12 protein-coding genes are annotated in these 12,901 nt (G+C 68.4%); 7 read left to right on the top strand and 5 right to left on the bottom strand.

Translation table 11 applies throughout. The annotated features are described in order from the left end of the window. Positions 1–130: 130 nt before the first annotated feature. The 4 genes from asd to leuC form a co-directional block, all read right to left on the bottom strand. Positions 131–1,243: an aspartate-semialdehyde dehydrogenase gene (gene asd / locus Q673_RS33400; RefSeq protein WP_023007136.1), complete on the bottom strand. Its 1,113-nt coding sequence runs from the start codon at positions 1,241–1,243 to the stop codon at positions 131–133. A 195-nt stretch (positions 1,244–1,438) separates the two neighbouring features. After that, entirely contained in the window at positions 1,439–2,518 is a 1,080-nt protein-coding gene (gene leuB, locus Q673_RS33395; protein ID WP_023007135.1) for a 3-isopropylmalate dehydrogenase, read from the bottom strand. A gap of 12 nt (positions 2,519–2,530) precedes the next feature. Then, a complete protein-coding gene (gene leuD, locus Q673_RS33390) occupies positions 2,531–3,178 on the bottom strand; it encodes a 3-isopropylmalate dehydratase small subunit (RefSeq protein ID WP_023007134.1) in 648 nt (215 codons plus the stop codon). A gap of 2 nt (positions 3,179–3,180) precedes the next feature. After that, positions 3,181–4,632 carry a 3-isopropylmalate dehydratase large subunit gene (gene leuC, locus Q673_RS33385; protein ID WP_023007133.1) on the bottom strand — a complete coding sequence of 484 codons (1,452 nt, stop codon included), beginning with the start codon at positions 4,630–4,632 and terminating at the stop codon, positions 3,181–3,183. A 326-nt stretch (positions 4,633–4,958) separates the two neighbouring features. Here leuC and Q673_RS33380 point away from each other — a divergent pair, with 326 nt between their 5' ends. From Q673_RS33380 to Q673_RS33365, 4 genes are all read left to right on the top strand, one after another. Beyond that, on the top strand, positions 4,959–5,864 hold the full coding sequence (locus Q673_RS33380; RefSeq protein ID WP_023007132.1) for a LysR family transcriptional regulator: 906 nt from the start codon (positions 4,959–4,961) through the stop codon (positions 5,862–5,864). A gap of 31 nt (positions 5,865–5,895) precedes the next feature. Next, complete coding sequence (locus Q673_RS33375) at positions 5,896–7,224, top strand: hypothetical protein (RefSeq protein WP_023007131.1); 1,329 nt, start codon at positions 5,896–5,898, stop codon at positions 7,222–7,224. A 66-nt stretch (positions 7,225–7,290) separates the two neighbouring features. After that, entirely contained in the window at positions 7,291–7,485 is a 195-nt protein-coding gene (locus Q673_RS33370) for a DUF2281 domain-containing protein (RefSeq protein ID WP_023007130.1), read from the top strand. Further along, the gene (locus Q673_RS33365; protein WP_023007129.1) at positions 7,475–7,810 is read left to right on the top strand and encodes a type II toxin-antitoxin system PemK/MazF family toxin; all 336 of its coding nucleotides are present in this window, start codon (positions 7,475–7,477) and stop codon (positions 7,808–7,810) included. Before Q673_RS33370 ends, Q673_RS33365 begins: the two co-directional genes overlap by 11 nt. Positions 7,811–7,838: 28 nt before the next feature. On the opposite strand, the gene Q673_RS33360 is transcribed toward Q673_RS33365, so the two are convergent. Then, positions 7,839–8,354, bottom strand: a complete 516-nt coding sequence (locus Q673_RS33360; RefSeq protein ID WP_023007128.1) for a zinc ribbon-containing protein — start codon at positions 8,352–8,354, stop codon at positions 7,839–7,841. A gap of 209 nt (positions 8,355–8,563) precedes the next feature. On the opposite strand from Q673_RS33360, the gene leuS reads away from it, so the two are divergent. From leuS to holA, 3 genes are read left to right on the top strand one after another with little or no spacing between them, the layout of a single operon-like run. Continuing rightward, the gene (gene leuS / locus Q673_RS33355; RefSeq protein ID WP_023007127.1) at positions 8,564–11,146 is read left to right on the top strand and encodes a leucine--tRNA ligase; all 2,583 of its coding nucleotides are present in this window, start codon (positions 8,564–8,566) and stop codon (positions 11,144–11,146) included. Between the two features lie 25 nt (positions 11,147–11,171). Continuing rightward, on the top strand, positions 11,172–11,657 hold the full coding sequence (locus Q673_RS33350; protein ID WP_023007126.1) for an LPS-assembly lipoprotein LptE: 486 nt from the start codon (positions 11,172–11,174) through the stop codon (positions 11,655–11,657). Positions 11,658–11,660: 3 nt separating this feature from the next. Continuing rightward, positions 11,661–12,719 (top strand): DNA polymerase III subunit delta, encoded by a 1,059-nt coding sequence (gene holA, locus Q673_RS33345; protein WP_031218655.1) that lies wholly within the window; start codon positions 11,661–11,663, stop codon positions 12,717–12,719. Positions 12,720–12,901 lie beyond the last annotated feature (182 nt).

The following is a 12,901-nucleotide window of genomic DNA, read 5'->3' as shown; positions in this document are numbered from 1 at the left end:
GGGGATTACCTTATTTATTCAACGTAAGCCATTGATCCAGAACAAGCGAATCGACGACGGAGGTCCCAACGCAAGGCGGGGCGCCTCCCCAAGGAGGCACCCCGCCGCAACGGTCCGGCGGTTCCGCCGATTACTGCTGCTTGAGGATCGCGATCATGCGCTTGAGCGGCTCGGCGGCCCCCCACAGCAGCTGGTCGCCGACGCTGAAGGCGGAGAGGTACTCGCCGCCCATGGCCAGCTTGCGCAGGCGACCCACCGGCACGCTGAGGGTACCGGTCACCGCCGCCGGGGTGAGGTCGGCGATGGTGGCCTCCTTCTCGTTGGGGATCACCTTGACCCAGTCGTTGTGCTTGGCCAGACGATCCTCGATCTCGTCGATGGGGACGTCCTTCTTGAGCTTGATGGTGAAGGCCTGGCTGTGGGAGCGCATGGCGCCGATGCGCACGCAGAGGCCATCGATGGGGATCGGGTTGTCCTGGAGGCCGAGGATCTTGTTGGTCTCCACGCTGCCCTTCCACTCCTCGCGGCTCTGGCCGTTGTCGAGCTTGGTGTCGATCCACGGCAGCAGGCTGCCGGCCAGGGGGGCACCGAAGTTGTCGGTGGGAAACTCGCCCGAACGCATCGCCGCGGTGACCTTGCGGTCGATATCGAGGATGGCGCTGGCGGGGTCGGCCAGCTCGTCGGCCACGCTGTCGCGCAGGCCGCCCATCTGGTTGAGCAGCTCGCGCATGTGCTTGGCGCCGGAGCCGGAGGCGGCCTGGTAGGTCATGGAGGTCATCCACTCGATCAGGTCCGCCTCGAACAGGCCACCTAGGCCCATCAGCATCAGGCTGACGGTGCAGTTGCCGCCGACGAAGGTCTTCGCCCCGCGGGCCAGCTGGGCATCGATGACGTGGCGGTTGACCGGGTCCAGGATGATGGTGGCGTCATCCTCCATGCGCAGGGTGCTGGCGGCGTCGATCCAGTAGCCCTTCCAGCCGGCCTGGCGCAGGTCGCCATAGACCTTCTTGGTGTAGTCGCCCCCCTGGCAGGTGACGATGACGTCCAGCGCCTTGAGGGCCTCCAGGTCGAAGGCATCCTTGAGCGGAGGCACGTCCACACCCACGTCGGGACCGGCCTGGCCGACCTGGGAGGTGGTGAAGAAGACCGGCTCGATGCCCTTGAAGTCATCCTCTTCCACCATGCGCTGCATCAGCACCGAACCGACCATGCCGCGCCAACCGACGAAACCGACTTTCAACATGTGAAGTCCTCCAGAAATCGAGTGTGGCAAGCATTATACAGAAAGCCGCGGCAAGCGCCGAGCCGCAAGCCGCAAGCCGCAAGCCGCAAGCCGCAAGCCGCAAGCCGCAAAGCATCATGACCTCCAACGACAAAGGAGCAAGCCAAGGACTCCCTTGAAGCTTGCTCCTTGTCGCTTACGGCTGGCCGAAGGCCCTCAGAGCGCCTCGAAGGCGGCCAGCACGGCGTCACCCATCTCGCGGGTGGAGACGGTGCGCGTCCCCTCGGAGGCAATATCGGCGGTTCTCAGGCCGTCATCCAGCACCTTGCCGACCGCCTCCTCGATCTGCCGGGCCAGGGCCGGGGCATCGAGGGAGTAGCGCAGCATCATCGCCACCGAGAGGATGGTGGCGAGCGGGTTGGCGACGTTCTGGCCGGCGATGTCCGGGGCGCTGCCGTGGCAGGGCTCGTACATGCCCTGGCCGCTCTCGTTGAGCGAGGCGGAGGGCAGCATGCCGATGGAGCCGGTGAGCATGGCCGCGGCGTCGGAGAGGATGTCGCCGAACATGTTGCCGGTGACCACCACGTCGAACTGCTTGGGCGCGCGCACCAGCTGCATGGCGGCGTTATCGACGTACATATGGGAGAGCTCGACGTCCGGGTACTCCGGCGCCAGGCGCTCCATCACCTCGCGCCACAGTATGGTGACCTCGAGCACGTTGGCCTTGTCCACGGAGCAGAGCTTCTTGCCACGCTTCTGGGCCATCTCGAAGGCCACACGACCGATGCGCTCGATCTCGCTCTCGGAGTAGACGTAGGTGTTGAAGCCGACGCGCTCGCCGTCACGCTCCTCGATGCCGCGGGGCTGGCCGAAGTAGATGCCGCCGGTGAGCTCGCGCACGATCATGATGTCGAGGCCGGCAACCAGCTCGCGCTTGAGGCTCGAGGCCTCGGCCAGCTGCGGATAGGTGATCGCCGGGCGCAGGTTGCCGAACAGGCCGAGCTGCTTGCGCACGCCGAGCAGCCCCTTCTCGGGGCGCTTGGCGAGGTCCTCGATCCTGTCCCACTTGGCCCCCCCCACCGCGCCCAGCAGGATGCCGCGGGCGGCCTTGGCCTTCTCCAGGGTCTCGGCGGGCAGCGGTTCGCCATGCACGTCGTAGGCGGCGCCGCCCAGCAGCCCCTCCTCGACCTCGACGTCGAGGCCGCGGGCCTGGCAGGCCGCCAGGATGCGGCTGGCCTGGGCGGTGATCTCGGGACCGATGCCGTCACCCGGCAGTACCAGTATCTTCTGCGTCATGTTTCGTCCTTGTTAAGCGCTATCGCGAAACAGCCAGGGCCGCGCGGCGCGATGCTTGGCCTCGAAGGCGCGGATGGCGTCCTCGTCCTGCAGGGTGATGCCGATGTCGTCGAGTCCCTCGAGCAGACAGTGCTTGCGGAAGGGGTCCACCTCAAACTCGATGACCTCGCCGGAGGGCGTGGTGATGCGCTGATTCTCGAGGTCCACGTCCAGGGCGTAGCCCTCGTTGGCCGCGACTTCCTGAAACAGTCGCTCCACCGTCTCCTCGGGCAGGGTCACCAGCAGCAGGCCATTCTTGAAGGCGTTGTTGTAGAAGATGTCGGCGAAGCTGGGGGCGATCACCACCCGGAAGCCGAAGTCCTCCAGCGCCCAGGGGGCGTGCTCCCGTGAGCTGCCGCAGCCGAAGTTGCGCCGCGCCAGCAACACGCTGGCGCCCTGGTAGCGGGGCTGGTTGAGCACGAAGTCGGGGTTCAGCGGCCGCTTGGAGCAGTCCTGGCCCGGATAGCCCTCGTCCAGGTAACGCAGCTCGTCGAACAGGTTGACGCCGAAGCCGGTGCGCTTGATCGACTTCAGGAACTGCTTGGGGATGATCAGGTCGGTGTCGACGTTGGCCCGGTCGAGGGGGGCGACGAGGCCGTCGATGCGTTCGAACTTCTTCATGGTCAGGCCTCCTGCGCCTGGGCGTCGTCGTTGGCAGCCAGCTGGCGGACATCCACGAAGTGGCCGGCGATGGCGGCGGCGGCGGCCATCGCCGGGCTCACCAGGTGGGTGCGACCGCCGTAGCCCTGGCGACCCTCGAAGTTACGGTTGGAGGTGGAGGCACAGTGCTCGCCGGCGCCCAGCTTGTCGGCGTTCATGGCCAGGCACATGGAGCAGCCCGGCTCGCGCCACTCGAAGCCCGCCTCGATGAACACCTTGTCGAGACCCTCGGCCTCGGCCTGGCGCTTCACCAGGCCCGAGCCCGGCACCACCATGGCCAGCTTGATGGAGTCGGCCACCTTCTTGCCGCGGGCCACCTTGGCCGCCTCGCGCAGGTCCTCGATGCGCGAGTTGGTGCAGGAGCCGATAAAGACCTTGTCGAGGTGGATATCGGTGATCTTCTGCTTAGGCGCCAGCCCCATGTACTGAAGGGCACGGGCATAGCCGTTGCGCACGGTGTCGTCATCCTGCTCGGCGGGGTCGGGCACCTCGCCGGAGACGCCGGTGACCATCTCGGGGCTGGTGCCCCAGCTGACCTGGGGCTCGATCTCGGCGGCATCCAGGGTCACCACCTTGTCGAAAGCGGCGTCGGCGTCGGAGACCAGGTTGCGCCAGTCGGCCACCGCGGCGTCCCACTGCTCGCCCGTGGGGGCGTAGTGGCGGTCGCGCAGGTAGTCGATGGTGGTGTCATCCACGGCGATCAGGCCGACCCGGGCGCCGGCCTCGATGGCCATGTTGCACACCGTCATGCGGCCCTCCATGGAGAGGCCCTGGATGGCGCTGCCGGCGAACTCGATGGCGTAGCCGGTGCCGCCGGCGGTGCCGATGCGGCCGATGATGGCCAGCACCACGTCCTTGGCGGTGACGCCGGTACCGAGCTCGCCCTCGACGCGCACCTGCATGTTCTTCATCTTCTGGGCCAGCAGGCACTGGGTGGCAAGCACGTGCTCCACCTCGGAGGTACCGATGCCGTGGGCCAGGGCCGCGAAGGCGCCGTGGGTGGCGGTATGCGAGTCGCCACAGACCACGGTCATGCCCGGCAGGGTCGCGCCCTGCTCCGGGCCCACCACGTGGACGATGCCCTGGCGCGGGTCGTTGATCCTGAACTCCTCGATGCCGAACTCGACGCAGTTGTCGTCGAGGGTCTGCACCTGGATCAGCGACACCGGGTCCTTGATCCCGGCATTGCCCTCGGCGCGCTCCTTCACGGTGGTGGGCACGTTGTGGTCCGGGGTCGCCAGGTTGGCGTCCAGGCGCCACGGCTTGCGACCCGCCAGGCGCAGGCCCTCGAAGGCCTGGGGCGAGGTCACCTCGTGAAGCAGCTGGCGATCGATGTAGATCAGCGCGGTGCCGTCGTCGCGCTCCTTGACGAGGTGCTGCGACCACAGCTTGTCGTAGAGTGTCTGGCCTGCCATTGCATTCTCCCGGGCCCTGGGCCCTGTGCGTGTCCGGTTTGTCATCATGCTGGATGGGCCTAGCAAGCGGAGGCCACGAAAGGTGGCTTGCATGGGGTCAAGTAGAAAGTCGAAAGTAGCAAGTGGCACATCACCACTTGCCACTTTTTACTTGTCACTCATGCCCTGGCCGCTTGGCCGCTTGGCCGCTTGGCCGCTTGGCCGCTTGGCCGCTTGGCCGCTTGGCCGCTTGGCCGCTTGGCACAAGTTTCCCGCCCCTCGCCCATAAAATCAATTCATGTTATTTATGGATTGCATTCCATATAAGAATCCAAAAGGGAGGCACCATGGATACCCAGAGCCTGCAGGCCTTCCTGGCGGTGGCGGAGAGCGGCAGCTTCTCCCGGGCGGCGGAGCAGCTACACCTTACCCAGCCGGCGGTGAGCAAGCGCATCGCTGCCCTGGAGAACCAGATCGATGCCCGGCTGTTCGACCGCATCGGCCGGCGGGTCGGGCTGACCGAGGCCGGGCGCGTACTGCTGCCCCGGGCGCGCCAGATCCTGGTGATGGTGGACGACAGCCGCCGCGCGCTGAGCAACCTCGAGGGCAGCGTGGCGGGCAGCCTGACGCTGGCCACCAGCCACCATATCGGCCTGCACCGCCTGCCCCCGCTGCTGCGCCGCTATACCCGGGAGCACCCCGAGGTGCGCCTGGACCTGCACTTCCTCGACTCCGAGGAGGCCTACCAGGGGGTGCTGGACGGCGCGCTGGAGATGGCGGTGGTGACCCTGGCGCCCCACCCCGACCCGCAGCTGCTGGCGGTACCGGTGTGGATCGACCGCCTCTGTTTCGTCTGCGCCCCCGACCACCCCTTGGCCCGGCGCGGCCCGCTGGCGCTCGCCGAGCTGTGCGCCTTCGATGCCGTGCTGCCGGGGCCGCTGACCTTCACCCGCGGGCTGATCGAGTCACGCTTCGCCGCGGCGGGGCTGCGACTGCCGGTGGCGCTCTCCACCAACTACCTGGAGACGCTGAAGATGATGACCGCCATCGGCCTGGGCTGGAGCCTGCTGCCGGAGCGCCTGGTGGCAGGCGAGCTGCATGAGCTGGCCATCGACCACCCGTCGATCCACCGCCCGCTCGGCTACCTGGTACACCGCAGCCGCACCCTCTCCAACGCGGCACGGGCGATGCTCGAGGCGCTGGAGGCGGCGCGCGAGCCGGCGGCGAAGACGTCCCCGGGAGAAGTTGGTTAGACTGCTTATTTCCCCATCAGGAGACTACCCCTTGCCCGCCTCGGACGCTTCGCCGACACCTCTGCGCCACGCCCTCGCCGGCACCCTGATCCTAGCCGGCCTGGGGCTTCAGGTGCTGCGCCTGGCCGGGCTGCCGGTGGCGCTACCCGCGGTGAGCCTGGCCTTCTGGCTGGCCACCCTGCTACTGTGGCCGGACCTGCGCCGCGGCAACCGCCGCCAGGCGACGGTCCTGGCGGGGCTGGGGCTCGGGCTGCTGCTCGTCGCCGCCCTGGCCTTCGACGCTGAGATCGCCTGGACCCACCTGCTGGACAACAACAGCTACGTGGTGGCCATGCTGGTGGGGGTGAGCTTCATCGGCCTGATCGGCACTCACCGCGGCCACGCCCCGCCGCCGGGCAGCGCGGTCACCGGCCGGCGCGGCACCGCCGGCACCTGGCTCGGCGTTCATCTGCTGGGCGCCATCCTCAACCTCTCCACGGTGTTCATGGTGGGCGACCGCCTGCGCCGCCACGGCGAGCTCTCGCTGCCCCAGCTGCTGGCGCTCAACCGCGGCCTCTCCAGTGCCGCGCTGTGGTCGCCCTTCTTCGCCTCCATGGGGGTGGTGATGACCCTGGCGCCGGGGATGGACTACACCCGCATCCTGCTCCTCGGCCTGCCGCTGGGCCTCGCGGCGGGAACGCTCTCGCTGCTGGACCTGTCTCGACGCTTCGACCTCGACGCCGTGCCCGGCTACTCGCTGTCGCCGAGAAGCCTGCTGATGCCGGTGGGGATGGCCGCGCTGGTACTAGGGTTCCACTACGGCCTGACACCGGGACTCTCCATCGTCGGCATCATCACCTTCCTGATGCCCGGCGTGGCGCTGGCCAGCAACCTGCGCTACGGCCCGCGCTGGACCCTGCGACGGGTGCGCGCCCACGCCCTGGAACGGCTGCCGGCGATGCGCGGCGAGATCTCGCTGTTCCTGTGCGCCGGCCTGCTGACCCTGGGGCTCTCCACCTTCATCGACGCCGCCACCGGCGGGCAGTGGCGGCTGTTCGCACATTTCGGCGCCCCCCAGGCGGCGCTGAGCTTCCTGGCCATCGTCGCCAGCGCCATCGCCGGGCTGCATCCCATCATCGGGGTCTCGGTGCTCGCCTCGATGCTGGAGCTCGCCGGCGACCGCCACACCCTGTTCGCCTTCGTCGCCCTGGCCGCCTGGGCGGTGGGCACCAGCGTGGGGCCGCTCTCCGGCATCAACCTCTCGCTGCAGGGGCGCTACGGCATCGGCGGCGGACGCATGATGCGCCACAACCTGGGCTACGCCGCCGCCCTCTCCGCGCTGGTAGTGGGCGGCATCGTGCTGCTGGATGCGTGGCTCTAGGAAAGTCGCCCGCGCACCAGGTGATATACTCAAAAAGTGTCTACGACGCCTGGGGAGAGATGCCAAATGGATACTGCCGAGAAGATCATCGAAGAGCTACGCCTCCTTCCTCAAGACCGCCAGCAGGAGGTCCTCGACTTCGCGCACTTCCTGCGCGAGCGTCTGGAGAATGAGCAGCAGAAGAACTTCATGGCGGCTCAGCAGGCCAGCCTCGCGAACGACTGGGACAACACCGAAGACGAGGTATGGAATGACGCTTGAGCCGGGCGATATCGTCCTGATCCCGTTTCCCTACACAGACCTTACCAGTCATAAACGACGGCCCGTGGTGCTGTTGGGCGCGCCGGACGAGAGAGGCGACTTCCTATGCCTTGCCATCACTTCCCGCCAGCAGCATACCCAAGCCGTCGCTCTCGACCCGTCACACATGCAGCAAGGTCAACTGCCCAAACCGAGCTGGGTCCGCACTGGCAAGGTCTACACGCTGAACGAATCCCTTGTCGCCAAGCACTTCGGCCGCCTCACCGAGACCGCCCTGCGACAGGTACATAGCGACTTTTGCATGCGGATGGGCTGCCGACGCTGACAGCCCATCCCTTGGGACCACCGCGGCGTTAGCGGGACACCCGCCGGAAGTAGCGATGTCCGCACTGGTGACAGGGTTCGATGCGGGTCATCTCGGGCAGTTCCACCTCGGCATCGCAGTGTACGCAGGCCAGTCGGCCGGGCACCGCCATCTCGCCCTCGCAGTAGTCGGCGCGTGCCGCCTCGAGATCCTCCTCGAAGCGCTCCCGCTCCACCACGCTGCGGTCGGCGATGGAGAGCAGCGACTCGCTGACCTTGCGCGACAGCGCCGAGAGGTCGATGCCCAGCCAGGCCGCCACTCCCTCGCCGCCGGCGCTGAGGTAGCGCCGCATGTCCTTGAGGTCACGCTCCACCCAGGCGCGCAGCAGGGCAAGCTCGTCCCTGGTGAACTCCTCCAGCTCGGACTCGAACTCCACGGCGTCGTCCAGCTCCTTCTGCAGGTTGTCCCAGGTGAGCTCATTGGCCCCCTCGCGAAGCCTGTCGAGCACGCGCTCATAGCCCTCGCGCAGCCGGTGCTCCTCGTGTTCCTTGTGCGACTCGCTCATGCTGCCTCCTGGTCCGTTCGATGGGCGGCGGGGCCGGGCGTAGCCGGGTGCCGCCGTGCTGGGGTATCCTCTGCCTACCATTTAGACGACTTCCTGCCGGCAGTTCAACGCCTTGTCGCCCGCATGCGCAGGCCGCTTGATGCCGGACAAGCCATTCCGGCGCGCGCCCGGCCGCGACGCCTCGACCCCCAAGGTACCCGTTGAAAGCGATGGACGCACAGTACAAGCCCCAAGAGATCGAACGCGACGCCCAGCAGTTCTGGGAGAAGAACCAGTGCTTCAAGGCGGTGGAGGACGCCAGCCGCGAGAAGTTCTACTGCCTGTCGATGTTCCCCTACCCCAGCGGCAAGCTGCACATGGGGCACGTGCGCAACTACACCATCGGCGACGTGGTCTCCCGTTACCAGCGCATGCAGGGCCGCAACGTGTTGCAGCCCATGGGCTGGGACGCCTTCGGCATGCCCGCCGAGAACGCCGCCATCCAGAACCAGGTGCCGCCCGCCGAGTGGACCTACGCCAACATCGACTACATGCGCAACCAGCTCAAGGCGCTGGGCTTCGCCTATGACTGGAGCCGCGAATTCGCCACCTGTGACGTCGACTACTACCGCTGGGAGCAGTGGTTCTTCGCCAGGCTGGTGGAGAAGGGGCTGGTCTACAAGAAGATGTCCACGGTCAACTGGGACCCGGTGGACCAGACGGTGCTCGCCAACGAGCAGGTGATCGACGGCCGCGGCTGGCGCTCAGGCGCCCTGGTGGAGCGCAAGGAGATCCCGCTGTGGTTCCTGCGCATCACCGATTACGCCGAGGAGCTGCTCGCCGACCTCGAGCGCATCGAGTGGCCCGAGCAGGTCAAGACCATGCAGCGCAACTGGATCGGCAAGTCGCGTGGCGTGGAGCTGACCTTCGACATCAAAGACGCCGACGGCGGCGCCGCCGAGCCGCTCTCGGTCTACACCACCCGCCCCGATACCCTGATGGGGGTCACCTACGTGGCGGTGGCCGCCGACCACCCGCTGGCCCGGCAGGCCGCCGAAGGCAACGCCGAGCTGGCCGCCTTCCGCGAGGAGTGCGCCCAGGGCGGCACCTCGGAGGCTGAGCTCGCCACCCGCGAGAAGAAGGGCATGCCCACCGGCCATGTCGCGGTGCACCCGCTCACCGGGCGTGAGGTGCCGGTCTTTGTCGCCAACTTCGTGCTGATGGAGTTCGGCACCGGCGCCGTCATGGCAGTGCCGGCCCACGACCAGCGCGACTGGGAGTTCGCCACCAAGTACGGCCTGCCCATCGAGCCGGTGATCGCCGACGCCAGCGGCCAGGCCCCGGACCTCTCCGCCGGCGCCTTCGAAGAGCACGGTACCCTGATCCACTCCGGCGAGTTCGACGGCCTCGACTTCGAGGCGGCCTTCGATGCTATCGCCACCCGGCTCGCCGAGCAGGGCCGCGGCGAGGTCAAGACCAACTACCGCCTGCGCGACTGGGGCGTGGCCCGGCAGCGCTACTGGGGCGCGCCGATCCCGGTCAAGTACGGCCCCGAGGGCCAGACCGTGCCGCTCTCCGATGCGGAGCTGCCGGTGGCGCTGCCCATGGAGGTCACCGTGGATGCCACCGGCTCGCCCCTCAAGCGCATGCCGGAGTTCTATGACCTCGGCGACGGCTGGGTGCGCGAGACCGACACCTTCGACACCTTCATGGAGTCCTCCTGGTACTTCGCGCGCTTCTGCTGCGCCGACAACCCCGAGGCGATGCTCGACGAGCGGGCCAACCACTGGCTGCCGGTGGACCTCTACATCGGTGGCATCGAGCACGCCATCCTGCACCTGCTCTACGCGCGCTTCTTCACCAAGCTGATGCGTGACCTCGGCCTGGTCGAGGTGGACGAGCCCTTCCAGCGCCTGCTCACCCAGGGCATGGTGATCGCCGAGACCTTCTACCGGGAACTGCCCAACGGCGCCAAGCAGTGGTTCAACCCCGCCGACGTCAAGGTCAGGCGCGACGACAAGGGCCGCCCGGTGAGCGCCGTGCTCATCGAAGATGGCCAGCCGGTGGAGATGGGCGGCATCGAGAAGATGTCGAAGTCCAAGAACAACGGCGTCGATCCCCAGTCGATGATCGACCGCTTCGGCGCCGATACCGTGCGCCTGTTCATGATGTTCGCCGCCCCGCCGGAGCAGTCCCTGGAGTGGTCCGACGCCGGCGTCGAGGGCGCCCACCGCTTCCTCAAGCGCCTGTGGCGCCTGGTCGGCGACCACCTCGCCGCCGGCGAGCCCGCCGCGCTGGACAGCGAGGCGCTCTCCGAGCCCCAGCGCGAGCTGCGCCGCAAGACCCACGAGACCATCAGGAAGGCCGGCGACGACATCGGCCGGCGCACCACCTTCAACACCGCCATCGCCGCGGTGATGGAGCTGACCAATGCCCTGGGCCGCTTCGACGATGCCTCGCCCCAGGGGCTGGCGGTGGCACGCGAGGCGGTGGAGGCCTGCGTGCTGCTGCTCGCCCCCATCACTCCCCACGCCTGTCACGCCCTGTGGACGGCGCTGGGCCACGCCGAGCCGGTGATCGACGCCCGCTGGCCCGCGGTGGACGAGTCCGCCCTGGCCCGCGACACCATCGAACTGGTGGTGCAGGTCAACGGCAAGCTGCGGGCACGCATCGAGGTCGAGGCGGATGCCGACAAGGCGGCCATCGAGGCCCAGGCCTTCGCGGCCGAGAACGTGCAACGCCACACCGAGGGCAAGACGGTACGCAAGGTGATCGTGGTGCCCGGCAAGCTGGTCAACATCGTGGTGGGCTGAGCCCTGCCGGCCAAGGAGAGCCAAGATGCAACGGCGTGACTTCCTGCGCTTCACCCTGGCCGGCACCGCCGGCCTCACCCTCGCCGGCTGCGGCTTTCGCCTGCGCGGCCTCGACGATGCCAGCCCTCCGCTGGCCGAGGTCCGCCTCGCCGGTCCCGACAGCGACCTGGCACGCCGGCTCCGCCGCCGCCTGCAGGCCGCCGGCACCCGGGTCCACGAGGGCGCCGCGCTGACGCTGAACCTCGGCGAACCGGCGTTCGAGAACCGTCGGCTGAGCGTGCTCGACTCGGGGCCGCGGGACGAGGAGCTGAGCCTCACCGTCCCCTACTCGGTGCAGCGCGACGACGGCGCCTACCTGCTCGACCAGCAGCGCCTCACCGTGAGCCGTCGCGACAGCGTGGACGATGGCGACCTGCTCAATCGCGATACCCGCCGCGAGGAGAGCCGCGACGAGCTGCTCGATGAGGCCGCCGACCGCCTCCTCGACCGCCTGCGCGCGCTGGGACGCTAGCCGGTGAAGGTCTTTCCCGACAAGCTTCCCGAGGCGTTGGCCAGGAAGCTGCCCCCGGTGGTGATCGTGGCCGGCGAGGAGCCGCTGCAGCACATGGAGGCCTGCGATGCCGTGCGCGCCAAGGCGCGCGAGCGTGGCATCGAGGAGCGCGAGATCCTCCACGTGGAGGGCAACTTCGCCTGGGGCCGGCTGCACGAGGCCGCCGCCAGCCTGTCGCTGTTCGCCAGCGCCCGGCTGATCGAGCTGCGCCTGGCCGGTAGTAACCTCGGGCAGGAGGGCGCCAAGGCGCTGAAGGCCTACGCCGACGGCATCCGGGAGCGCGACGACGTGCTGCTGCTGGCGATGGGCAAGCTCGACTTCCGCCAGCAGAAGAGCGCCTGGTTCCAGGCCCTCGACAAGGTCGGCCTGTTCGTGCCGGTGTGGCCGGTGGACCTCTCGCGGCTGGGCTTCTGGCTGCGCGACCGGGCGAGCCGCCACGGCCTCAACCTCGACCTGGACGCCGCACGCCTGCTCGGCGAGCGCACCGAGGGCAACCTGCTGGCCGCCGACCAGGAGCTGCAGAAGCTCGCCCTGCTGCTGCCCCAGGGGGCCCGGGTCACGCCGCGCGAGGTCGCCGGTGGCGTGGAGGACAGCGCCCGCTTCGACGTCTTCACCCTGGTGGATGCCTGCCTCAAGGGCGAACGCTCGCGGGTCGCTCGCATCATGGCCGGCCTCGCCGGCGAAGGCGTGGAGCCCCCCATCGTGCTGTGGGCCCTGACTCGCGAGCTGCGCACCCTGCTCTCGCTGCATCAGCATCTCGACCAGGGGCAGAGCTTCGACCACGCCTGCAAGGCCCAGAAACCCAGCATCTTCGAGAAACGCCGCCCCGCCTATCAGCAGGCCCTCGGTCGCCTGCCGGTGAAGCGGCTGCACAAGCTGCTGCTCTTCGCCCAGCGCCTCGACCTGGCGATCAAGGGGGGCGCCGCCCTGCCGGTGCAGGATGGCCTGCACGACCTGGCCCTGACGCTGGCCGGCGGCCGCGGCCTGCTCGCCGAGCTGCCCGCCTCCTACCGAATTGGCTGATGCCTTATGGCTTTCGCAACGCGCAATAGCGAGGAGCGCCGGGGACAAGCCGCAGGGGAGGTCCTACGCCAGGGGTGAGGAGCACTGCTCCGAACGGGCTGGCCATGGATGGCCAGCACCGGACCTGCAAGCGGAGCGGGACGCGAGAGCGAAGCAGGGCGTCGGTAGCAATGGGATGGAGT

Source organism: Halomonas sp. PBN3 (genome assembly GCF_000475415.1).
In the GTDB taxonomy this organism is placed as follows: Bacteria; Pseudomonadota; Gammaproteobacteria; order Pseudomonadales; family Halomonadaceae; genus Halomonas; species Halomonas shengliensis.
Note: the sequence above shows the minus strand (reverse complement) of the source record. Positions and strands in the feature narration are given on the sequence as shown.

Coding starts and splice junctions, on each gene's coding strand:
- Q673_RS33350 (WP_023007126.1), top strand. CDS start 11,172: ATGCAACGGCGTGACTTCCTGCGCTTCACCCTGGCCGGCACCGCCGGC.
- Q673_RS33365 (WP_023007129.1), top strand. CDS start 7,475: ATGACGCTTGAGCCGGGCGATATCGTCCTGATCCCGTTTCCCTACACA.
- Q673_RS33380 (WP_023007132.1), top strand. CDS start 4,959: ATGGATACCCAGAGCCTGCAGGCCTTCCTGGCGGTGGCGGAGAGCGGC.
- leuD (WP_023007134.1), bottom strand. CDS start 3,178: ATGAAGAAGTTCGAACGCATCGACGGCCTCGTCGCCCCCCTCGACCGG.
- leuC (WP_023007133.1), bottom strand. CDS start 4,632: ATGGCAGGCCAGACACTCTACGACAAGCTGTGGTCGCAGCACCTCGTC.
- leuS (WP_023007127.1), top strand. CDS start 8,564: ATGGACGCACAGTACAAGCCCCAAGAGATCGAACGCGACGCCCAGCAG.
- Q673_RS33370 (WP_023007130.1), top strand. CDS start 7,291: ATGGATACTGCCGAGAAGATCATCGAAGAGCTACGCCTCCTTCCTCAA.
- Q673_RS33360 (WP_023007128.1), bottom strand. CDS start 8,354: ATGAGCGAGTCGCACAAGGAACACGAGGAGCACCGGCTGCGCGAGGGC.
- asd (WP_023007136.1), bottom strand. CDS start 1,243: ATGTTGAAAGTCGGTTTCGTCGGTTGGCGCGGCATGGTCGGTTCGGTG.
- leuB (WP_023007135.1), bottom strand. CDS start 2,518: ATGACGCAGAAGATACTGGTACTGCCGGGTGACGGCATCGGTCCCGAG.